The 22586-nt window shown below is 62.7% G+C and carries 22 protein-coding genes; 11 read left to right on the forward strand and 11 right to left on the reverse strand.

The features are described from left to right. The first annotated feature begins 5 nt into the window (after nucleotides 1-5). From ACZ5PP_RS15825 to ACZ5PP_RS15875, 11 genes are all read left to right on the forward strand, one after another. The gene (locus ACZ5PP_RS15825) at nucleotides 6-2018 is read left to right on the forward strand and encodes a DUF1302 family protein (RefSeq protein ID WP_464826258.1); all 2013 of its coding nucleotides are present in this window, start codon (nucleotides 6-8) and stop codon (nucleotides 2016-2018) included. 21 nt (nucleotides 2019-2039) lie between these two features. Next, a complete protein-coding gene (locus ACZ5PP_RS15830; RefSeq protein WP_464826259.1) occupies nucleotides 2040-3344 on the forward strand; it encodes a DUF1329 domain-containing protein in 1305 nt (434 codons plus the stop codon). 913 nt (nucleotides 3345-4257) lie between these two features. Then, a complete protein-coding gene (locus ACZ5PP_RS15835; RefSeq protein WP_464826260.1) occupies nucleotides 4258-4692 on the forward strand; it encodes a Zn-ribbon domain-containing OB-fold protein in 435 nt (144 codons plus the stop codon). A gap of 21 nt (nucleotides 4693-4713) precedes the next feature. Next, the gene (locus ACZ5PP_RS15840) at nucleotides 4714-5883 is read left to right on the forward strand and encodes a thiolase family protein (protein ID WP_464826261.1); all 1170 of its coding nucleotides are present in this window, start codon (nucleotides 4714-4716) and stop codon (nucleotides 5881-5883) included. A gap of 14 nt (nucleotides 5884-5897) precedes the next feature. Next, the gene (locus ACZ5PP_RS15845; RefSeq protein ID WP_464826262.1) at nucleotides 5898-6650 is read left to right on the forward strand and encodes an SDR family NAD(P)-dependent oxidoreductase; all 753 of its coding nucleotides are present in this window, start codon (nucleotides 5898-5900) and stop codon (nucleotides 6648-6650) included. After that, complete coding sequence (locus ACZ5PP_RS15850) at nucleotides 6647-7411, forward strand: SDR family NAD(P)-dependent oxidoreductase (RefSeq protein ID WP_464826263.1); 765 nt, start codon at nucleotides 6647-6649, stop codon at nucleotides 7409-7411. The genes ACZ5PP_RS15845 and ACZ5PP_RS15850 overlap by 4 nt, the downstream gene beginning before the upstream one ends. Nucleotides 7412-7450: 39 nt before the next feature. Then, complete coding sequence (locus tag ACZ5PP_RS15855) at nucleotides 7451-8683, forward strand: CaiB/BaiF CoA transferase family protein (protein WP_464826264.1); 1233 nt, start codon at nucleotides 7451-7453, stop codon at nucleotides 8681-8683. After that, a complete protein-coding gene (locus tag ACZ5PP_RS15860) occupies nucleotides 8667-9896 on the forward strand; it encodes a CaiB/BaiF CoA transferase family protein (RefSeq protein WP_464826265.1) in 1230 nt (409 codons plus the stop codon). The genes ACZ5PP_RS15855 and ACZ5PP_RS15860 overlap by 17 nt, the downstream gene beginning before the upstream one ends. 99 nt (nucleotides 9897-9995) lie before the next feature. Next, on the forward strand, nucleotides 9996-11216 hold the full coding sequence (locus tag ACZ5PP_RS15865; protein ID WP_464826266.1) for an acyl-CoA dehydrogenase family protein: 1221 nt from the start codon (nucleotides 9996-9998) through the stop codon (nucleotides 11214-11216). Between the two features lie 35 nt (nucleotides 11217-11251). Further along, nucleotides 11252-12022 (forward strand): enoyl-CoA hydratase/isomerase family protein, encoded by a 771-nt coding sequence (locus ACZ5PP_RS15870; RefSeq protein WP_464826267.1) that lies wholly within the window; start codon nucleotides 11252-11254, stop codon nucleotides 12020-12022. A gap of 87 nt (nucleotides 12023-12109) precedes the next feature. Further along, complete coding sequence (locus ACZ5PP_RS15875) at nucleotides 12110-12742, forward strand: YbhB/YbcL family Raf kinase inhibitor-like protein (RefSeq protein WP_464826268.1); 633 nt, start codon at nucleotides 12110-12112, stop codon at nucleotides 12740-12742. An 87-nt stretch (nucleotides 12743-12829) separates the two neighbouring features. On the opposite strand, the gene ACZ5PP_RS15880 is transcribed toward ACZ5PP_RS15875, so the two are convergent. The 11 genes from ACZ5PP_RS15880 to ACZ5PP_RS15930 form a co-directional block, all read right to left on the reverse strand. Continuing rightward, entirely contained in the window at nucleotides 12830-14392 is a 1563-nt protein-coding gene (locus ACZ5PP_RS15880; protein ID WP_464826269.1) for an amidohydrolase, read from the reverse strand. Continuing rightward, a complete protein-coding gene (locus ACZ5PP_RS15885) occupies nucleotides 14389-15330 on the reverse strand; it encodes an NAD-dependent epimerase/dehydratase family protein (protein ID WP_464826270.1) in 942 nt (313 codons plus the stop codon). Before ACZ5PP_RS15885 ends, ACZ5PP_RS15880 begins: the two co-directional genes overlap by 4 nt. A 21-nt stretch (nucleotides 15331-15351) precedes the next feature. Next, nucleotides 15352-16275: a DUF4037 domain-containing protein gene (locus tag ACZ5PP_RS15890; protein WP_464826271.1), complete on the reverse strand. Its 924-nt coding sequence runs from the start codon at nucleotides 16273-16275 to the stop codon at nucleotides 15352-15354. Next, nucleotides 16272-16856, reverse strand: coding sequence for a YgiT-type zinc finger protein (locus ACZ5PP_RS15895; protein WP_464826272.1), 585 nt, complete (start codon nucleotides 16854-16856; stop codon nucleotides 16272-16274). Before ACZ5PP_RS15895 ends, ACZ5PP_RS15890 begins: the two co-directional genes overlap by 4 nt. Beyond that, entirely contained in the window at nucleotides 16853-18004 is a 1152-nt protein-coding gene (locus ACZ5PP_RS15900) for a multidrug effflux MFS transporter (protein ID WP_464826273.1), read from the reverse strand. Before ACZ5PP_RS15900 ends, ACZ5PP_RS15895 begins: the two co-directional genes overlap by 4 nt. Nucleotides 18005-18276: 272 nt before the next feature. After that, nucleotides 18277-18801 carry a hypothetical protein gene (locus ACZ5PP_RS15905; RefSeq protein ID WP_464826274.1) on the reverse strand — a complete coding sequence of 175 codons (525 nt, stop codon included), beginning with the start codon at nucleotides 18799-18801 and terminating at the stop codon, nucleotides 18277-18279. 14 nt (nucleotides 18802-18815) lie between these two features. Further along, the gene (locus ACZ5PP_RS15910) at nucleotides 18816-19097 is read right to left on the reverse strand and encodes a MoaD/ThiS family protein (protein ID WP_464826275.1); all 282 of its coding nucleotides are present in this window, start codon (nucleotides 19095-19097) and stop codon (nucleotides 18816-18818) included. Beyond that, nucleotides 19094-19675: a DUF4125 family protein gene (locus tag ACZ5PP_RS15915; protein WP_464826276.1), complete on the reverse strand. Its 582-nt coding sequence runs from the start codon at nucleotides 19673-19675 to the stop codon at nucleotides 19094-19096. Before ACZ5PP_RS15915 ends, ACZ5PP_RS15910 begins: the two co-directional genes overlap by 4 nt. After that, entirely contained in the window at nucleotides 19672-21408 is a 1737-nt protein-coding gene (locus ACZ5PP_RS15920) for a vWA domain-containing protein (RefSeq protein ID WP_464826277.1), read from the reverse strand. The genes ACZ5PP_RS15915 and ACZ5PP_RS15920 overlap by 4 nt, the downstream gene beginning before the upstream one ends. An 8-nt stretch (nucleotides 21409-21416) precedes the next feature. After that, the gene (locus ACZ5PP_RS15925) at nucleotides 21417-22277 is read right to left on the reverse strand and encodes an AAA family ATPase (RefSeq protein WP_464826278.1); all 861 of its coding nucleotides are present in this window, start codon (nucleotides 22275-22277) and stop codon (nucleotides 21417-21419) included. 47 nt (nucleotides 22278-22324) lie between these two features. Further along, a complete protein-coding gene (locus ACZ5PP_RS15930) occupies nucleotides 22325-22555 on the reverse strand; it encodes a benzylsuccinate synthase beta subunit family protein (protein WP_464826279.1) in 231 nt (76 codons plus the stop codon). Nucleotides 22556-22586 lie beyond the last annotated feature (31 nt).

Consider the following 22586-nt stretch of genomic DNA (forward strand, 5'->3'; position numbering starts at 1 on the left):
ATAAAATGAACAAGATTGACAGAAAGCGACGCAGATTGCAGTTCTTGGCTGCAGCCGCATGGCTTGGGCTCACTGCCAATAGCGCGGGAGCGAAGAGCGATTTGCCCGCATTGGGAGAAGACGCATCCCCGTGGGAGGTGGATGTCACTTATGAGAACCATACGGTAAATCGCCAGAATGTCGGCCTGGCCAAATTCCGCAACACCATGCAGGCGGAATTTAACAAGGAGATGGCTGACGGCTGGGTGGCGCACGGCATCCTGCGCGGGAGCTGGGATGGTGTCTATCGCATGAATAGTGGCGACTACGGCAGGGGGGCCGGGGGGCCGGTCACGATCGAGAATGTCGCCGGCCCCGGTCTGCCTCCGGTGCCAACAAATGCCGGGACGCCGCTGAATCAGTCGCAGGTTCCCTGGGGCGGCGGTGTCAACAACCCGATCGGGCAAGCGTTCGGTCTGCCGTCGACCAATGCTTTCGGTTTTGATCTGACCAGGAATCCGAATGAAGGCATGCGTGTGTTGGGCGACCGCTGGCACCATACCGAGGGTGGGGTCGCATTCGGCGTGCCCGTCCGTCCCTGCGATACGGACAAGCGAGGCTGTCGTGACTTTGGTGGATACGGGGATTTGAAACGTAGCGAGTTGGAACTGCCCGAGTTCAACGATCGTCTCGATTTCATCCGTGAAGCCTACGCAAGGAAGGTATTGCATTTGGAGAATGGCAACGAACTTTTCTTGAAGCTTGGAAAGCAGCAAGTGGTCTGGGGGCGGACCGATCTATTCCGAGTATTGGATGTCATCAACCCGGTCGATTACTCCCGAAACAATATCTACGATGAGCTCGCCGACATCCGCATTCCGATGTGGATGGTACAGGCCGAATACCGTATGGGTGCGAGCGAGTCGATGCAGGATCGAAACCTTCAGGTGGTGTGGAACTTCGACAAGTTCCGGGCCAACAATCTCGGTCAGTGCGGTCAGCCGAACGTGATTCTCGATGCCGGTTGCTTCTTCCGGGGGATGGCAAACCTATGGGATAACGGCGGTACAGTCGCCAACTTTGCCGGGAATGGAACGGTTGCCACGGATTTCGGCCCTCAACAGATTGGTATTCGCAATGTCAACCTCCCCGACTGGTCTCTTGATAATACGCAGCTCGGGGTCAAATATGAGGGTGTGACCCAGAATGGGTTTGCCTTCTCGTTGAACGCGCTGACCTATCGCTCTCAGTTGCCGAGTCTGCATTCCATTAACGGCAGCGGCACTGTTAATCCATTCACGGGCGGAAACGGGAACAGCTCCGGCGTGCCGGTCAAGAATCTGATCGCCTTCGATATGCATTTCCCACGAGTCAACCTGATCGGTGGCTCGATGGACTTTCAGATTCCCGATGCTGCAGCGGCGGTGCGGGTTGAGATGGCGCTCACTGAAGGCGAAGAGTTCGTCAATACGGCGCGGGAGAAACTTTATTCTGAGAACCGTGTGTTCAGGTCGGTGATCGGAGTGGATCGGCCGACGTTCATTCCCTTGATCAGCGAAAAATCCGCCACCTTGATTTCGGGGCAGCTTTTCTATCAGCACATATTCGATCACGAGAGCAAAGACGGACCGTTGGGCAAGGTTGGCATTCCGGACTGGAAGGATAACTTTATTGGCACTCTGCTCATCAAGGGGTCTTTGATGAATGGCAGGGTTAGCCCGCAGCTCATTCTTGTTCGCGATTTCAGGGCGAAGGCCTCTGTTCTGGCGCCGCAGGTTGAATGGATCGTCACAAATGATCTGAAGTTGACCGTTGGTGCGAATTACAAGACCTCAAACGGAGATGATCGCTACAAGTTCGACGATACGCGTTCCAACGCACCCTATGAGCCATTCACGAATACCTACTTCCCTGGCCAAGCGGTCGGGCAGTCGGCAGGACTGGGGGGGCTCGAACCGCTCGGTCGTTTCCGTGCCGGACCGATTGGTGCTGCGTTCCGGGAAGACGACATCTATTTCAAGTTGATCTATAAGTTCTGATTCGATCGAGGAGATATTGAAATGAAAATGACCAAGGTGGCGCTGCTGGTGGTTTCTCTCATGGCCGGCATGAACGTGGCGTATGCGGCGAGCGACGCAGAAATTGAAAATTCGTTCAATCCGTACAAGAGCAAGGTGCCGACTGCTCCTGGGGTCACGGCTGGTGTGGCAATCAATAAAGCTAACGTCGGGCAGTTCAAGGGTGTTCTGGATCAAGAGATTGGCAAGATGATCGGTCAGGGCGACATGGAGATTGTGGTCGAGGATACTCACCCAATTCCGCTTCACCCAAATTACATTGCGGCAACGCGTGAGCATTCTGGAAAGGTGAAGCTGGGTAGCAATTCCGGTACGTTGGAAGGCTATGTGGCTGGTCGGCCATTTCCTGAAAAGCCCGATGGAGGCGATCCGAGAGCAGGAGAGAAGCTGGCGTTCAACTTCAAGTATGCGCAGATCGTCGGCGACAGTGGGCGTATTTATCCGTTCATCTGGACCTATAGGGACGCGAAGAGCGGGAAGGTCGAGCGCAAGATCGATTTCGATTTTCACTTTATAAATTTCAAGCATCGTGTGACGCAGGATCCCATGCCGAATATCGAACCGAATCCATCGGATATCTATCGGGGGATATATCTCAAGGTGCTCGCGCCAAACGATTTGAAGAATACGCAGCTGCTGATTCACCGCTACGACGATGACACAAAGCTCGATGATTCGTATCTTTACCTGGGCTTTCAGCGTCGTGTCCGGCGTTTGGCGACCGGACAAACCACGGATTCGTTTCTCGGCTCGGATCTAATGATCGAGGATTTCGAAGGCTACAACGGGCGTGTTCTCGACATGGAGTGGAAGTACGTCGAAACAAGGAATGCGCTGTTGCCCGTTTATCGCCACAGCGAGTGGAAAGGCAACGAGGAGAAGGATTCCGATGGTTATGGTCAGATCACGTTTGGCGGGAAAAGCAATTGCTTCATGAATGTGCCGTGGTCGCTGCGCACCGTCCATGTGCTGGAGGGGACGCCGACAAACAAGGCCAGTCCGATCGGGAAGCGCGTAATTTACATGGACGCGGAGACCTCGGTTTTGCCTATGTTGCTGATTTATGATCGCAAGGGCGAGCTTTGGAAAGTGTGGACGGTCAGTTTTAGCGACTCGGCGTTCCATGCACCCGCCAACAAGAATGCCGGGATCGCTATTTACACCGGGGCTTCGATGTTCGATGTTCAAGCACAGCACTGCACGACATTGCAGCTGAGGATGATTACGGACTCCGCTCTCAATCCGCCTTCGCTTTTCGCCGTGCAGAACCTGCGCGGGGGAGATTGACGATCGCGCAGGCATTCAGTCCGGGCTTGGAAGTGCGTCATGGAAGGCCGGCGCCGTGACGGCAGGCGGGGGGCGCCCTGGCCGGCTGGCGCCGGCCGCAGGTGGAGGGCAGGCATGGAGGTGGAGGCTTGGTTCCCGACTCCCGTGCGGCAGTCCTTGAGCTGGCCCGGCTGGAACGCATGCGGCACCTGAAGTCGGCGCCAGGCTCGCCGCGAAATGGGTAATGCGCGGGCCGAACGCTGGCGGTCGATGGCGGCAAGGCTCGCCGCGCATTCGCACGATCGTGATCGGTGTGCTGTACGGTCAAGCGTGGAGTTTCGACTGTGCCGGACCGGTCACGATTGCGCCATTTCCGGGTACGACATCGATCGACTTGGCGGCTGCGGTGAGTATGGGTCGTACGCTTGCCGGTGGCGAGGAAGCCGGTGGCTGGGGATCATCGGGATGCCGTATCGATGAGATGGCAGCAGGGCAGCGAAGGGCTCCACCGGATCGCCGGTAACGCGCCAGTTCTGCCCCCCGGGCGCCATCAGCGCCTCCGTTTCCTTCCTGCGCCGGCGCCACTGCGCGGCCTTGCCCCGACCGACTTCCACGAGCTTGACGTACCCCAAGGCAGCGATCCCGGCAGGCATGTCTGCAGCGGAGCGCTCTGGGGGCATGCCTGCAATGGGGCTCCGCCAGCGGGCGGGACAAGTGCTCGACGGCGATGACGCCAACCTTCGGTTTTGAAAGGAGTCGGGGCCTCGTTTTCGGCGAACTTGGCGGGAGCGCGAAGATCGGTGCACGGGTTTGCGCGGTGTTTCGGGGGCAGGGATTGTTCTTATCCCTTAGGTGTTCCGACCAATTGTTGCGTGTCGGCACGCGCGCTCTAATGACTCCAGGTCGAACACGAAACAATTCCTGCGGAGGTGTCATGTCAGATCAAAAACCGACCAAGAAGCCGGAAAAGAAGCCGGATATCACGTTCTTCCATCCGGACCTGCTGGAGGTGCCTGCCGACGGTAGCGCGCCGTATCTGAAGGGTTATCGCTGCAAGTGCTGCGGGCAGCTGGACTTTCCGAAGTTGAGCCCCTGCCCGAGCTGCTGGGGCGAGGAGTTCGATGTCGTGCCGCTCAGCCGCCGCGGCAAGCTCTACAGCTTTAGTGACAACTTCATCGGTCAGGCGGGCATGAAGACGCCCTATTCCTTCGGCTATATCGACCTGCCGGAAGATTTGCGGATATTTGCGCAGCTGGAGGGCGAGCCCGGCAGCTTCCGCTGCGACGAAACGGTTGAGCTTACAGTCGGACCCGTTCGCGAAAACCGCGATGGTGTTCCGCTGATCAGCTACAAATTCCGCAAGATCTAACCCTCGGCGAGTGACAAAGAAATGAAATTGGAGCGCAAGGTCTATATCGCCGGGGTTGGCGAGACGAAATTCGGAAGACATGACGTCGACTTCGACGTCCTTGGCCGGGCTGCGGCGCTGGAAGCGTTGAGAGCGTCAAACATCGACCGGCCGACCATGGTGCAGAGCGCCTATGTCGGCAACGGGACCAACGGCATGGTCATCGGTCAGACCGTGCTCAAGGATCTGGGCATGTGCGGTCATCTGCCGATCATCAACGTCGAGAGTGCGTGTTCGGCGGGCGGCATGGCGGTTCACATGGCCGTGCGTGATGTCGCGATGGGGCTTGCCGACGTGGCGATCGGCATCGGCTGCGAGAACCATACGCTGCACATGGCGCAGGGCACCGCGTTCGCTACTGCGATGTCGGACATCGAGACGGTGCATGGCGCGGTGATGACCGGCAAGTACGCGATGCGCGCCCAGCGCTACATGTACGAGACCGGCGCCACCGCCGAGGATCTGGCGATGATCACGGTGAAGAACCGTCGGCATGCCACCAATAATCCCTTTGCATGGTTCAAGGGCGAGATTTCGGTCGAGGAGGTGGTCAATTCACGCGTCGTCGCCTCGCCGCTGACATTGCAGCAATGCTGCGGGATTGCCGACGGCGCTGGCGCGGTCGTGGTGTGCTCGGAGCAGATGGTCAAGAAGCTCGGCATCCAGAAGCCGATCCTCGTCGCTGGCTCGGTCGTTCGCTCCGGTCCGTATCACAACCGGCCGCGGGACATCACCGGCGACGACATCACCGAGGAGACCGCAGCCCAGCTCTACGAGGAGTCGGGTATCGGACCCGGGGACGTGAATATCGTCGAACTGCACGATGCCTTCACGATCGCCGAACTGTTGTACTACGAATGCCTCGGCCTGTGCCCGAAGGGTGAAGGGCTGAAGTTCCTGCGCGACGGCAACGCGACGCATGGTGGCAAGTGTGTGGTCAGCCCGCGCGGCGGCATGCTCTCGTACGGTCATCCCATCGGCGCCTCGGGTGCGGCGCAGATCGCCGCCAGCGTCAAGCAGATGCGCAATCAGTGCCCCGGCTACCAGGTCGACCCGGTGCCGCGGGTGGCGATGACGCACGTGACGGGTGGCGGATTGTCGGGCACGGAGCACGCGGCGTGCACGATGCACATGCTGGTGAGCGGCTGGTAACCGAGGGGGAAGTGATGAAATCCAACGGCAAGGAAACGGTGGCGCTGATCGTCAATGCCGACGATCCCGTCGGCGAGGCGGTTGCGCTGCGGCTCGCCGAGACCGGCGCGCAACTCGCGCTGGTTGGTGGGGACGCCGGCCGGCTCGACAAGCTCGCGTCGCGGCTGACCGAGAAAGGCGCGACGGTGATGGCGGCGGTCGTGGCCGCGGTGGCGCCGGGTGCGATCCGTGACAGTGTTGCGCAGGTGAAGGCGCACTTCGGGCGGATCGACATCCTGGTGCATAACGAAAGCGCGTTGACGGGCAAACCGCTGCAGGAAATTTCGGACGCCGATGTCGGTGCCGCGCTCGATGCGGGCCTCGCGGCTCCGTTCCACTATCTGCGCGAGGTCGTTCCGGGGATGCGCGAGGGAGGCTTCGGGCGTGTGGTATGCCTGAGCGACCTGCGTTACCTCGGGCTCGCCGATACCTCCAGCGTCGCGGCCGCGCGCTCGGGCCTGTTCGGGCTCACACGCGCCCTCGCGCTCGAATCGGCGCGTGACGGCGTCACGGTAAACACGATCGTCATGGGCGACCTCGACAACGACTCGACACCTGCTGCCGACAAGGAAAAGCTCGCCGGCGGCATTCCGGTCAAGCGCCTGGGCACGCCCGCCGACGTGGCCAATGCGGTCGGCTTTCTCACGGCCGGCAGCTCGAAGTACGTCACCGGGCAGACGCTTTTCGTCTGCGGCGGCAAGAGCGCGTACTTTTCGATGTCGATTTGATCACGGAGGCGGCAATGGGAATTCAACACAGGGTCGCGCTGATCACCGGTTCGGCGAGCGGCATGGGCAAGCAGACGGCGCTGCGCTTCGCCGAGCACGGGGCGGCGGTCGTCATCAACGACATCGACGCGGAGAAGGTGGGCGCGACGGTCGATGAGTTCGCCCGATTGGGGCACCGCGTGCTCGGTACGGTCGCCGACATCAGCAACAAGGCGGCGGTCGATGGAATGGTCCGGCAGGTCGTTTCCACCTTCGGGCGGATCGACATCCTGGTGAACAACGCCGGCCTGGAGCGGGCGGGCGCGCTGCGCAAGCTCAGCGAGGCGGACTGGGACATCACGGTCGACGTCAATCTGAAGGGCACCTTCCTCTGCACCCAGGCCGTGCATGGGCATATGGTCGAGAACAAGCACGGGCGCATCGTCAACATCGCCTCGCGCGCATGGCTCGGCGGGGCAGGCCAGACGCCCTACTCGTCGGCCAAGGCCGGCGTCGTCGGGATGACGCGCGCGCTCGCGATCGAGCTGGGCCGTGCCGGGATCACCGTCAATTGCCTCGCGCCGGGCTTGATCCATACGCCGATGTGGGACGAGCTGCCCGAGAAGGATCGGCAGTTCCTGCTTGCGCGGCAGCCTACCGGCAAGCTCGGCGAGCCGGACGACATCGCCAACACGCTGCTCTTCCTCGCCGACGACGACAGCGGGTTCGTCACCGGTCAGGTGCTTTACGTCTGCGGCGGTCGAAGCCTGTTCGCGGGCTGAAGTCAGCCGCGTGTGCTCGGTGAGCAAGAGGAATGTGACATGGGACAGGATTTCTCCCGATTCAGGGTGCTGGACATGACCGGCGAACTGGGCCCCTATGCGGCCAAGATGTTCGCCGGGCTGGGCGCCGACGTGATTCACGTGGAGTCGCCCGCGGGCGATCCGCTGCGCCGCGTCGGCCCCTATTTCCACAACGAACCCGGTGTGCAGGCGAGTCTGCCGTACCTCTACTACAACGCGGGCAAGCGCGGCCTCGCTGTCGACCTCGCGCACGAGGCGGGGCGGACGGTGTTCCGCCGGCTCTGCGACGGCGCCGATCTGCTGATCGAGAGTTGCTGCCCGGGCTATCTCGACGGGCTTGGGCTTTCCTACGACGTGCTGAGCCGGGATAACGCCCGCTTGGTGCAGACCTCGATCACGCCGTTCGGGCGCACCGGCCCCCTGGCGCCGTATCCGGGTTCGGATCTCACCTGTTCGGCGCTGAGCGGCTTCCTCTACCTGGCCGGCGTCGGCGGCGACAAGCCGGTGCGTGCGCCGGACAACCAGGCGTACCGGATGGCCGAGGCGTACGCGGCCGTCGGCAGTGCGATCGCCCTTTTCAGCGCGCAGCGCACCGGGAAAGGCCAGCTGGTCGACGTGGCCTGCATCGAAGCCGAGGCGATGGCGCTCGAGAATGCAGCGCAATTCTGGGACCTCGAGGGCAAGATCCGGCGCGGGCGCGGTCGCGAGGCCGGCAGCGCGACCTTGCATCCGTGCGCCGATGGCTTCATCGCGCTGGTCGCGATCATGGGCCGCAACAAGGACATGTGGACGCCCTTTGTCCGCTGGCTGGAGGCCGAGCGCGTCGAGGAGTGGGAACTCCTCGACGACGACAAGTGGATCGATTACGCGTACCGCTGCTCGGAGGAGGGCTATGCGACCTTCTGTCGCGTCTTCGAGCGCTATACGCGCGCCCGCAGCAAGGCCTACCTGTATGAGACGGCGCAGCGCTTCAACGTCGCCGTGACGCCGGTCAGCGACGGGCACGATCTGCTCGCGAACCCGCAGCTCATGCATCGGGGGTTCTGGAAGACGCAGTTCAACGACGCACTGGGGGCCGACATCACCTACCCCGGCGCGCCGTACGAATTCGGCGAGCTGCAATGGCAGCTCGGCCGGAACGCACCGCGAATTGGCGAGCACACCCGGCAAATACTGGCCGAGTCCGGCTATTCGGTATCCGAAATCGACAATCTCTCGCGCGTGGGGGCGGTGTATGCAGAAGAGCATTGAGCGTGCCCTGGAGGGCATTGTCGTGTGCGATTTCTCGTGGGTGGGCGCGGGGCCGATCGCGACGAGCGTGTTGGCGCAGTGCGGCGCGGATGTGATCAAGATCGAAAGCGTCAAGCGCCCCGACACGCTGCGCCGGGGCGAGCCCTTCAAGGATGGGATCGGCACCGGCCTCGACCGCAGCGGGTACTTCGCCGCGCGCAACGCCAACAAGCGCGACATCGCGCTCGACATGAATCATCCGGGCGCACGCGAGGTTGCGGTGCGGCTGATCGCCAAGAGCGACATCGTGATCAACAACTTCCGCGTCGGGCAGATGGAGAAGTGGAAGCTCGGCTGGGACGAGGTACAGAAGATCAACCCGCGGGCGATCTACGTGACGATGAGCCTGCAAGGCGTCGAAGGCCCTCACAGCCGCTACATGGGCTACGGCGTGAACCTCAACGCGCTGTGTGGCCTGACGGCACGCGCCGGTTTTCCCGGCGCACCGCCCTTCGGCACCGGCACGAACTACACCGACCACGTGATGGTGCCGACGCACACGCTGTTCGGGATCATGGCGGCGCTGCTCGATCGCGAGCTCACAGGGCGCGGCCAGACGGTCAGCATCTCGCAACTGGAGTCGGCCATCGCCATGACGCCGAGTTCGCCGATGGCCTTCGCTGCCAACGGCGACACGCTCGGGGCCCTTGGTTACGCCGATCCGGAGGCTGTTCCCCACGGTGTCTATACGACGCTGGGCTACCGAAAATGGATTGCGATTGCGGTGTTCGACGACGCGCAGTGGGCCGCGCTGCGCCGCGTGATGGGCAATCCGCCGTGGGCCGAGGACCCCCGCTTCGCAACGCCGGCGATGCGCCGCCAGCATGAGGACGAACTCAACGAGCGCATCGAGTGCTGGACGGCGACGCAGTACGCGGACTGGCTCATGGAGGCCCTGCTGGAGGCCGGTGTGCCGGCCGGCGAGGTGCGGGATGCGCGCGAGGCGATCGAGGACGAGCACTTGCGACGTCGCGGCTTCTGGGCCTACCTCGATCACCCCGAGGTTGGCGTCACGCTCTACAACCGTGCGCCGATCGTGTTCTCGCGGACCCCGCTCGAGATGAAGACCGCGGCACCGGCGATCGGGCAGCACACCCGCGAGGTCCTTGGCGGGATGCTGGGCTATTCGCATGACGAAATCGAGGATCTGGTCGGTCGGGCGGTGCTGGTGTGACTGCTGGAGGCCCTTATTGCGAAGGGCAGCCAGCGAATATTTCCCGTGCAGCCTGCCTCACGATCGGCAGCTGTCAAACTCAGGACAAGAGACAACAAAATGGATTTTTCCTTATCTGAAGAACAGACGATGCTCAAGGAGGTGGCCCGCCGGTTCACCACCAACGAGCTCATGCCGCTCGAGAAGGTCATGCTGGAGCGGGAAATGCGGATGTGGACCGACGGGTACACGCTGCTGCCGGCTGCCGATCACGATCGTCTGCTGAACCTCACCCGGGAGATGGGTTTCTGGGGTATCGAGGTCGATGAAAGCCTGGGTGGGCAGGGACTTGGCATGTTCGCCAAGACCCTGGTGGTCGAGGAAATGTCGAAGTCGCTGATCGGTTTCTCGCATCACGGCTTCACGCTGCCGCCCGACGCGCCGAATCTCTATTACCTCAACGAATGCGGTACTGCCGCGCAGCGTGACAAGTATCTCGGCCCATACTGCCGCGGGGAGATCGACTCCGCGATGATGGCGACCGAACCGGGTGCAGGCTCCGACATCAGTGGCCTGACCACGACGGCGGTGCGCGAGAACGGCCAATGGGTGATCAACGGCTCGAAGATCTTCATCAGCAAGTGCGACAAGGACGCCCTGTTCTTCATCTGCATCGCGGTGACCGACAAGGAGGCTCCGACCAAGCGGCGCCTCACCGCGTTCATCCTCGACAAGAACACGCCGGGGCTGCGCATCGGCAGTGAAATCCCGGTGATCGGTGCAATGCCGACGTGGACGGTCTATCTCGACGACGTGAGGGTGGGCGACGAAGCCGTGCTGGGCGAGATCGGCGACGCGTTCATCCCGCTGCAGAACCGCTTCGGCGTGCGCCGGATCGAACTCGCCGCGCATTGCACCGGAATGGCCGAGCGCTTGATCCAGATGATGATCGACCAGGCGAACATGCGACGCACCTTCGGGGTGCCGCTCGCCGAGCGGCAGACAGTGCAGAACTGGATCGCCGACTCGACCGTCGAGCTCGAGCAGGTTCGGCTACAGCTCTATTTCACCGCCTGGAAGTCCGATCAGGGACACAAGGACCTGCGCCTCGAAGCCGCATCGCTCAAGATCGCCGCGACCGAAATGCTCACCCGCGTCGCCGACCGTGCGATCCAGCTGCACGGCGGGCTGGGTCTGTCGCACGAGCTGGGCATCGAATACGTCGCGCGCATGGTCCGGATCTGGCGAATCGTCGAGGGCGCGTCCGAAATCCATCGCATGTCGATCGCCAAGAAGCTGCTTACCGAGGGCAGGCCCTACAGCCTGTTCGTCGGCGCCTGAAGCAGATTGGGACACCCGCAAATAGGAGAACTGCAATGGCGGTAACGTTGGAAGTATCGAACCACGTCGCTTACGTCACCTTGAATCGTCCTGACGCGATGAACTCGCTGGATCCGGAATCGATTTCCGATCTGACCGAAATCTGGGCCCGCGTGCGCACCGATCCGGACATCCGTGTCGCCGTGCTGACGGGCGCGGGCGAGAAGGCCTTCTGCACCGGGACGGACATGAAGAAGGCCCCGCCGCCCACCGAGTGCATGGCGGCGACCTATCTGCGCGAGGGCCAGCCGATCCTGCCGCACATGAAGATGTGGAAGCCGATCATCGCCGCGATCAACGGCTATGCCGTCGGCGGCGGGCTCGAGATTGCGCTCGCGTGCGACCTGCGGATCGCCTCGTCGAACGCCAAGTTCGGCCTCACCGAAGTCAAGGTCGCGAGCCTCGCCGGCCTCAACGGCACGCAGGCGCTGCCGCGCACCATGCCGCAGGCGGTGGCGATGAAGATGCTGCTCACCGGCGAGATGATCACCGCCGAAGAGGCGCTGCGCTACGGGCTGGTCAGCGACGTCGTCGAGCCGTCGGCGCTCGCCGACCTCGCCCGCACCTATGCCGAAAAGATCGCCAGTGCCGCACCGCTGAGCGTGCAGGCGACCAAGCAGGCCGCGGTGCTCGGCAAGGACATGCCGCTCGAGCACGGCATCCTGTACTCGCACCTGCTGTGGGGCGTGCTGCGCGACACCGAGGACCGCAAGGAAGGCTTCAAGGCCTTCGGGGAGCGTCGCGTCCCGGCGTTCCGCGGCGCCTGACGGCAGGTCCGGCGACTCCCGCCGGACGCCAACAAGCCGCGTGGGCGGTGGCGAGCGTGCCACCCCTGCGCGCAGGGGATACACGACATGCGTCTGATCAGCAGCAGTTTCGATGACAACCGTCGCCTGCCGGCAGCCAATGCGTTCGCGATACCGGATGCCGAGCACCATTTCCGCCTCGGCGCCAACCGTAGTCCCGATCTCGCGTGGTACGAGCCGCCGCCCGGCACGCGATCGTTCGTGCTGCTGTGTCACGATCCGGACGTGCCGAGCCGTTTCGACCAGATCAACCGCGACGACGTCGTGATTGCGGAGACGATGCCGCGGGTGGACTTCTTTCACTGGGTGCTCGTCGACCTTCCGTCCGCGTGCCGCGGACTCGCCGAGGGGGAGTTCTCCGACCGCGTCACGGTGCGCGGAAAGGCGGGGCCGGCGACGCGGTACGGTGCGCGGCACGGGCTCAACGACTTCACGCGCGGTTTTGGCGGTGACGCGCAGATGGCGGGCGACTACTTCGGCTATGACGGCCCGTGTCCGCCGTGGAACGACGAGCGTGTGCATCGCTATGTGTTTGCGCTCTATGCGGTCGATCTCGATCGCTGTCCGGTGGAAGGGAAGTTCACCGGCCCAGATGTGCTGAAGGCGATCGAGGGGCGCGTTCTTGACAAGGCTGTGCTCACTGCACGCTATACGCTTCACCCGCAGCGCAGCGCCGACTGAACCGAGCGGGGGGCGGCTCTCCGGGGCGGGCCGGGCACGTCGGCGGGTCGCTTCCGGACCGCACTCCGATCGTGCCGACCGCAGCCATTAGCGGGTCCAGGCGATGCGTCCGCCGATCAGCGTCATGACGACCTCGGCGTGCCTGAGGTCATCGGCGCTGACGAAATCTCCCGCACCCTCGATCACCGCGAGGTCGGCGCGCCGACCGGCCTCGAGCGTCCCCGTCGTGTCCTCTTCGCCGGTGGCGCAAGCCCCTCCGAAGGTGTACAGCCGCAGCGCTTCCCGGAGCGGGATCGCCTCCTCGGTTGCGACTTTTCGGCCCGCATCGTCGCATCGCATGACGGCGGCTTTCAGCCCTTCCAGTGGCGCGCATGGGACAAGCGGCGCGTCCGAACCGAACGCGAGCGGGACGTGGTGATTCAGAAACGAACGGAACGGGAGGAGCGCAGGCTGCGCTGGATCCGGCGCGCATGAATGCAGTGCGCGCGCCACCAAGGACAGCAGGGCGGGCTGCGCGACGACGATCGCGCCGCTCGCGGCGAGGCGGGGCATCCACTCGTTGGGACAGGCCGGGCAATGCTCGAAGCGCGCGCGAAAAGGAAATCCGAGACCGGCGTCGGCGAGCAGCTCGAGCGTGTTCAGCGATCGATGCAACAGCGTGAGGTCCGGGACGTGGAAGGCGAGCTGAAAGCCCGCGTGGTGCGCCGCAAGCGCAACGCCGTCGAGGTGTTCCTGCGGCGGGGCGGGATCTCCCGCGCTCTCGTCGAGTGCGATCTTCGCCGCCCCCAGCCGCAGCATGTCGGACGCGAGGTCGTGATGTGCACTTCCCGTGCGCAGTCCCTGCTCGGCGAACGCGCGAATACTGTCCGCACCAGCGCAAAACGACACGCGTGGGCTGATGAGGCCGCGGCGTTTGTAATCGGCCATCGCGTGCCAATGCGCGGGCGTGTTCGACCAGCTCGTATCCTGCAAGGTCGTGATTCCGGACTCGAGAAAGGCACGGTCGGCCATGCGCAGGCCGGCCTCGACCTCGTCCGGGGCCAGCGGTGGGAGCGCTGCGCTCACCTGCGCGTGGTTGCCCGAAACGATGCCATCGACACGTCCGCTCGCGGGGTCGCGGTGGATCGTGCCGGCGTCGGATGTTTCCGTCGACTCGTCGATGCCGCACAGCGCGAGTGCCCTGGTGTTGAGGACGCAATGCTGTCCATCGCGCTCCACGACAATTACCGGATGGTCGGACGATGCGAGGTCGAGCTCCCAGCGGTTTGGGAGCCTTCGCTCCGAGAGGGTCGCCGGGTCGCAGTTCGCCGCTCGCAACCAGTTGCCCCGCCGTGTATCGGCCGCGCGGAGCCGCAGTGTGTCGATGAGCTCCGCGATGCTCCCGACGCGCGGCGGCGAGCAATCGACGTAGCGCGTCGTCATCGCGAATGCCACCGGATGGCAGTGTGCGTCGTTGAACCCCGGAATCACCGTTGCGCCCTGGCAGTCCACAAACCGCGTGTGCGGTCCGGCGAGCGCGGCCCGTGCCGAATGGTCGCCGACGTGCAGGATTCGACCGTTCTCGATCGCGACAAGATCGGCGGCGTGCCCGTCCGCCCGGCATCCGGGCGAGAGCGCGACGAGGTTGAGCAGGATCAGGTCGGCGCTCATCGCGGCTCCCCGCCGGCTGCAGCCTCCCGACGCTTCGTCATCAGGTAATACTTGAGCGTCTCGCGCAGGCCGACGTGGAACGGTGTGTGCTGGAAGCCGAAAAGGCGGTCGATCTTTGCGCCGCTATAGACGAGGTCCTCGTCGATCGGGAACGGCAAAGGGATGTTACGGCGTGAGATCTCCTCGACCGGCAGGCCGCGGGTCTCGACCGTCTTGCCGGTGATCTCGCGAAGCGCCTCGACGATGCGGGCGTAGGACACCAGCTCGCCTGAAGCGAGATTGAAGGTTTCTCCGAATGTGCGTGTATCGCCGATGCACTGCCGGAGCAGGTGCGCCATGTCGACGACCCAGATGAAGTTGAAGCGCGACGCCCCCGGCTCCGGGATCACGATGGGCTCGCGATAGCGCAGGCGGTCGAAGAAATAGGTCTCGCGCGGCGCATAGTTGTAGTAGCCGTAGATGATCGCGGGGCGCAGCACGGTCAGTGCGATCCCGAGCCGCTCGCATTCGCGGTGCGCGGCCTGCTCGGCCAGGCATTTGTCGTAGCCGTATGAGGCGTACTCGCCCAGCTCCGGCTGCGGCCCGTCAAGCAGCTGCGCGCGCTCGTCGACCGGCTGGCGAGTCGTCTTGCGGTACACCGTCGTGGTGCTGACGAACAGATACTGGGCGGCGGCGCCGCGCAGGCTGCCGAGCAGGGTTTCGACGTGCGCCGGGGTGTAGGCGCAGAAATCGACGACAGCATCCCATTCCAGCTCCGGAATCGCATCGCGCACATCTAGCTCGCGGTCGCCGACGTACTCGGTGACGCGATCCATGCGCAGGGGCAGGTTGCCGCGGTTGAAGACATGCAGCTCGGCGTTCTCCATCTTCAGCGCCTCCTCGACGAAGACACGGCCGGCGAAATAGCTGCCACCAATGATCAATATCCGTTTCGTCATGGGAATCTCCCGTTTCCGGCTCTAGCCGATCAGGACACTCAGGCGGCGCAATGACGGATCGTGAATGCGCTCGTGGATGAGTGGACCATGATCGACAAGAAATGGGCTTTCCGAGTCGCTCAGCCCTTCACCGCGGATCTCGGCGATCACGGCCTCGCACAGCATGTCGATGCACGCATGCTTCAGCTCCGGGTCGGACGACGACACCAGCGCCATGAGCTGCGGATGGACGGTGCAGCCCAGGCGGGGTAGCGCGAGCAGGCCGCGGTGAAGCCACTTGTAATACGGCGCATAGCGGTGATTGAGCAGATAGACGAGCGACATCAGATCGTTGCAGAACTTCGTTTCGGCATAGCGCGCCGCGAAGAGCTCGTCGCGCGCGAGTGCTCGCGCGAAGTTGTACTGCCCCGATTGGCCGATCGACATGCAGCGGGCTGCGATCTTCGCGAGCCTGACGTCTTCCGGATAGAATGCGAGCAGCTCACGTCGGCGCCGCGAGAACTCGTCGAGCGGGTCGTGAAAGATCCGTCCGGAGGTGCACGCAGCGAGATTCTTTTCAGGGATGCGCAGCCAGTCGAAGAGCGTCTGCGGTCCTTCGGGATGGCCGAGATACTGCTTGTACCAGGCGCCGATCTCGAGCACGCCGACGCGTCCGCCACCCCATTCGGTGGTCGAGCGCTCGAAGCCCGCGAACGACTTCGGTAGCCGCTCATAAGCCCGCTGCAGCGACGCGCCGATCGCGGCGTAATCCGCCGTGCTCAGCCACATGCAGAAACCCGGACCCCAATCGTGATCGCGCGACTGCTCGTCGTCGAACCCCAGGCAGTCGGAACCGTCACCTGCGAGCCCCACCGCGATGCGCTCTCGCCAAGGCGCGAATTCGCCCCCGAGCAATTCGCCGCCGTAGCGCTCGAAATACCGTTCGGCGAGCGTCAGGCCGTTCACGGCGCGGTCGCGTAGTCGATCACGCTGACGGCCTCGCTGCCGGTGAAGGCCTGCTGTGCGATCAGCGTATTGAGCCGCCGCCCGACCTCGGCATCGACGTATTTTTCGCCGCACTGCTGGCACAGGCCGGCGGGAACCTTCTTGATGACATACAGCCGTCCCTCGAGGCGGTAGTCGAAATTGCCTACGGTCACCTGTTTGATGGCGCCGCCGCAGAAGAAACAGGTCGTGATCGAATCGGACATCGTCGGCTCTCCTGAAGAACGGTGCAATGCGGTGCGCCACAAGGGGGGCGCCGGCACGTAGGCGTGGGTGACCACGAGCCAGCCGTCGGCGCGTGGCGCCGTGATCGCATGCACCGGCTTGCCGTTGTGGACCGCGCACAGCAGGTAAGCGGGGTCGCGTTCGCGATGCCGGTGTTCCTCGATGACGTGACCGCCGCGCAGCGCGGCTTCGATCTGCGGGACGCATATCCGCCCCGCCATCAGCGCGCGGATCACGTGTTCGGACAGGACGTAGCGCGAAGCGTCAGCGCGCGCGGCAATCCAGGCGGCTTCGCCGCCGGGTAGGGGAAGGGTCATGATCGTGCCTCCTCAGCCGGGCGGTGTGCGGCGAGGGCACGTTCGGCGACGAACAGCGCGAGCGCGAGCAGCGCGCAGACGGCAGCGAGCGGACGGAGCGTGCCGTCGTAACTTGCGCCGATCAGCGTCGTGACCAGGAAGGCCGAGAGCATCGTCAGCGATCCGAGCAGGGCCGCGGCGGTGCCGGCTTTTTCGGGGAAGGGCGCGATTGCACCGCTCTGCGCGCATGGGCTGTTGATGCCGTGTGCGAGGGTGACGAGAAAGTGGGCGACGACGACGGTCGTCCAGTGCTGCAGGCCGAGCGTGAGTCCGGCGCCCAAGCTCAGGCCCGCCACCAATGACAGCGTGCTGCCGCGGCGGAGCGTGCGCGACAGCCCGTAGCGCGGCAGGATGCGCCGGCAGACCTGGGTGCCGACCAGGTAACCGAGTACGCCGAGTGCGAAGCAGTAGCCGAAGTAGCGCGTGGGCACGCCGAGTACGTCGATGAGTGCGAACGATGCGCCGGAGATGAAGACGAACACCATCCCGTATGAGAGCGCGCAGGGCAAGGCGTATGCCCAGAATCCGGCGTTGCGCAGCAGCGCGCCGTAGTTGCGCAGCAGCACGGCGGGGCGGATCGCCGCGGGGTTGCGCTGCGCCTTTGTCTCGGTGAAGCGCACGAGCGAGGTCAGCGTGAGCGCGGCGCCGGCGAGCGTCAGCAGCGCGAAGTTGGCGCGCCAGCCGAAGGTGGTCTGCAATTGGGCGCCGACGATGGGGGCGAGCAGCAGGGCTACCGCGAGCACGCTCGTCGAGTGGGCGATCACGTGCGTGCCTTCACCGACGGAATAGGCGTCGCGGACGACCGCGCGAGCGATGACGGCGACGGTGCAGCTGCCGGCGGCTTGGGCGAAGCGGGCGGCGATGAATGCGTCGATATGCGTGGTGAATGCGCAGGCCGCACTTGCCACGACATAAACCAGCAGCCCGCCCAGCAGGACCGGGCGGCGGCCGAAGCGATCCGACAGTGGCCCGCTGACAAGCTGCGATAAGGCTACGCCGAGCGCAAACATCGACAAGGTCTGTTGCACCGTCGCCGGTGGTACGCGGAAGGACGACGCCAGTTCCGGTAGCGAAGCCAGATAGAGGTCGGCCGACAGGGGCTGCAACATCCAGAAGCCGGTGATCAGCCAAAGCAGACCCGCAGTGCGGCCTGGCAGCGGATCTGTGGCAGGGCCCCCGAGGGCTGCGGCAGGCGCCCGGGGGCGCGTGGTGTGGCGACTCGCGTCGGTCATCGCGCTACCCGCCGCGGATGCCGGGCCGCCCGCGCGCCATGCCATGACGACGGGGGGGACGAACCCTCGGCAGGCTGATGTTGCCGGTCAACGCGCTCGGGACTCATGCTTGCGGGTGTCGCCTGGGGGCGAGCGGACACGGATTCAGGCTATTGATCGATGCCGGTGAAGATTTCATTCTCGTCGGTGAAAATTCTCTTGAACCTTGCATGTGCATCTGCGCGTACGCGTTCGGCGTGTTCATGATCCAGACCGCGCCCCTGAATCCACTTTTCCAGATTGACACCGCCGGGCAGCCATTTCTCCAGCGTCTCCCGTTCATACATCCATGCCTTGTCCTTGACGCCGAGCGCAGCCAGGATTTCCCAAACCTCGTCCTTGGTTTCATCGTGACAATAGACACACATGACGCAGCGGTTGAGCTCGAATTCGGTGATCAACTTGCGATCGTATTTGACGGCGGGAACCGTCTTTTCTTCGACATAGGGGTCCAGCTTCCTGGCCAGTTCCTCGACTTCCTCGCGCATGCCGAACACAAGCCATTTTCCCCAATGTTCGAGGTACTGCTTGTTGGTCAGCGGCTCGCCGCGCAGGGTGATGTAGTTGTAACGGTACTCGATGTGATCCAGAGGAACGACGAAGATGAAGTGCGATTCCGGCCGGTCGACGATCATGTTGTACCTCCCTTTCAGCCTCCGGCAATGGCCGGAATCACGTTGACCACATCGCCGGCGTTCAGTCTGGTATTCATGCCATCGACGAGTACGACATTGCGGCCATTGATGAAGAATACGAACTGCGGCGAGAGGCCTCCGGCGTCGTTCGTCACCGCCGCAGCGAAGCCGGGATTGTGCTGGTCGATCAAGCTGATCAATGTGGCGACCGTGGCGTCCGCCGGCGTGTCGATGGCGAGTTCGCTCTGGTCGATGCCCAGTACGCCGAGCAGGTTCAGCCTAACGTCGATGTTCATGCTGTTTCTCCGTATTTCAACACGCTCTCGGCGTGATCCAGGTCGCGATAGCCGTTCTTGCACACCAGCCGATGCAGGGCCTCGACCGCGAGATTGCGATTGGCAGCGACGGCGGCCTCGATGTTCTCGAAATACAGCTGCAATGTATGATCGCCGTAGGTCTCCAGTTCGCAGCCCAGATAGATTCCGAAATTCCGGCCGTCGCCGGTTTCATCCATGCTGCGGCAACATCGCTGATAAAGGGCGGGATAGCTGCGTTTCAACGCTTCCTGCCAATTGCTTTCGATGGTGACGATGATGTCGATCAGCGGGCTGCTCGATAGCGCAGGAATCAAGTTGTCCATGCGCGCGTATTTTTCCGCAAGCAGGTTGCGCCCAACCCTCTCGGCCTCATCCAGGTCGGCAAGATAAGAGGCCAGCATCGGTTGCGTCCACGTCTCGAACAGGCTGGAACGGATCGTCTTGAAGTTGTCGGGAGCGCTCTGACAGGGGGCGTGCCGTGCACTTCTGACGCAAACGAACATCTGCCATTCGGCTTCCAGCACGTGTTCGAGTAAGGTAGTGCTCACTTCGGTCATGTCCTCGATTCACGCATTTCGCTGATGATCAACTCGCCAAACAACTTGGGCAATTGCTCCGTCTTGTCGACGAACTTCACGAGACTGCCGTATTCGTCGCGTAGCGATTGTTTGGCGGACAGACTGCAGCTGATGCCCAAGGTGAGCAGGCTGATACCGTTACCCTTGCAGTACTTGATGGCATCTGCGACGCCGCACCCCCAGTTCGAGGCGCCGTCGGTGATGTGGACCAACAGCGTATTTTTTCCCGGTGTACGGGTATTCAGCGCCGTGGCGATGATGGCTTCGCCGGAAGCCGTCCTTCCGTGCGGCAACACCGTGAGCATGCGGCCACCACGATAGATCTCGGTGATGCGGCAGGCGTTCTTGACCTCGTTGTAGGCGAATAGTCGTGCGTTGCTCGTATACTCCAGAATCGCCGTGAATAGCGTCTGGTAGATCATTTCCGCTTGGTCCCATTGCGTCGGATCCGCCATCGATCCGGTCGCGTCGACGAGCAGCACGACATTCTTTCGCATGTCGAACTCGTGCTTCTTTTGTTGGAACACGGCGCCGGTCGTGTGGGCGCGGTAAAGCCGCCGACTATGAATCTTCCCTGAATTCAGCCCGCGGTTGAAAACGCTCCGGCGATCGGTGGCGTTCCGCACCACTTGCTGGAGCTTGTGCAACAGGTGACGATCGACGCGGTTGCGCGCCATCATGACGATGTCGTTTCCCTCGACTCGGGCAACGTTCTCGAAGTTTGCCACGTTGCCTTTGATCTGATCGGTGAAGTCCCGGTTCTTCTGCGGCAGTGCCGCCTCGATCAGGTTGGCGTAATTGACGATGGTGGCCTTGACGGCCGCTTGCTCCGCCTCTTCCCGGGCCAGTTCATCATCATCGCCCATGTCGGGCATCATGAACCGATCGCTGCGATCGCCGGGCCAGAAGCGGATGTGCGTGAGCACCTCGCGCCATAGCTTCTCGTAGAGATCAAGGCGGAAGTCACAGCGATCGCTGACGCTCGAGAGCTCGGGGCAGTCGTTACGCAGGGCCGGCACAATGCTGTTCATGGTCTGCATCGGCTTGCTGTAGTACTGGTCCAGGCTACCCCGCATGACCAGGCCGCCGAGTGTGAGGTCGCTGTGGCCTTGCTTGTAGAGCTCCGGATCGCGGTCGGCTGCCAAGCGCCACCACAGGTGCAGCATCTCGGAAAGGGTGGGCGGCTTGATCAGACTCTTCAGCGTCTTGACGATACGCCAGTCACGCGCCGCCTCGGCGTAGTAGCCGAGCACGCTCTTGTTGGCCAGGCCGTCGACGTAGACGGACTCGCAGACGGTGAAGAACATGTCGAATTTGTATTCATATTGCGTCGGCGGCTGGACACGCAGCCGGAACATTTCGCGCAGGCGCTCGGACCACTCGACGCGCTTGTATGCCTCCTGAACCATGAGGCCGACCATCAGATCGGTCTTTCCCGCCGGCACCGGATACGTGCCCATTATTGGCGTTGGATCGAGGGCGAGCGCATTGTCGAGTTCCATTCCAGACCAGACGATCTCTCCGACGTTGCGCCCGATAAAAGTCGACAGTTTGCGAATTGCGACCAATAGCTTCACCAACTCGACGGATTCGATCGGTGACTTGTCTCTACGCCAGAAGTCCGAATAGCCCTCCTCGCCGGGAATGACGAAACGCTTGACGTCCCCAGCGCTGCTCATCAGCCGAAGTGTGGTGTCGTGGTTCTTGGCCATGGAAGACCTTAGGCGGCGATGTATTGAACGTATTCTGTCTTGCTTTTTTCCACCTTCCCCAGATTCACGTGCAGGGACAGCAAAACCGATTCAAGCGTCTTCTTGTCGGTTTGGAGACTCGTCACGATGGCTTCGCGCAGCGTTCCGCCGGCGGCGATCATCTCGCCGAGCATCAGGATCTTGCGTGTGGAAACGTCGACGCCGAGGTCTGCATTGGCGCGAATGCTGTTCGCCACCGCGATGATTTCCCTCGCCTGCTCATTTGTCACGCCCGTTTTCTTTTCGAGCACCTCGATTTCAACTTCATTCGGCAGGAAATCCATGGTCGTGACATAGAAGCGGTCGCGCAGGGCCGGGTCGAGTAGTTCGGTGCCGACGAATTCAGCGCCTTCGTTGAGCGTCGCGAAGAAAACGACGCCGGGCGCAACCTGCAGCAGGCCGAGTTCATCCATCCATACCTGACGATCATCGGAGAGGATGGAGAACAACATGTTCAACGCTTTCGGATGCTCGGGGCGGTTGATCTCTTCAAGGTGGATGACGCAATTGGGTGTCTGGATCGCCTGGGGGAAGAGGAACTGCTTGTAGCGGGTCTCTCCGTTCTCCAGCGCGTATTCACCAAACAATTGCCCCGGCTCGGACAGAATGCCGATCTGGAAGGTCGCCAGGGGCAACCTGTTGACGGCGGCGTATTGCCGCACCAGCGAGGACTTGCCGCAGCCCTGTTTCCCGACCACCAGTACATTGACCGGATGCTTTTTCGATATCTTGGCAAATTTATCGAGAAAGCTCTGATTCTCCGTACTCACATAGTAGTAAGGGTCGACTTCCGGGACGAACAGGCCATTTGCACTAGAATGGTTTTTCATGATCTATCGTTACAATGGTCGGGAGGTTAGCCACGTCTGTCCGATGCTCAGACGTGGTCGCGGAAGCTGAGTTTGCCTTCCTCGTGTCTGGAGCAGGTCGTGTTTTCGACGTCCCTGAGCCAGCGTTTCCAGACGCCCCCCATGGCGTGGCGGTTGGCGGTGCATTGCCCACGGTGCGGATCGGTGGGATCGGGGGTTTGCCACTTGCAGCTACGGCACGGCCTCGCCGTACCGACCTCGGCATGCGGCTGGTTTTGCAAGTTCTTTTCTGCTTCCATGTTGTAGCCCTCCATATCTCTTGGTACGACC

The sequence above is a fragment of the Thauera sp. DNT-1 genome (assembly GCF_055393985.1).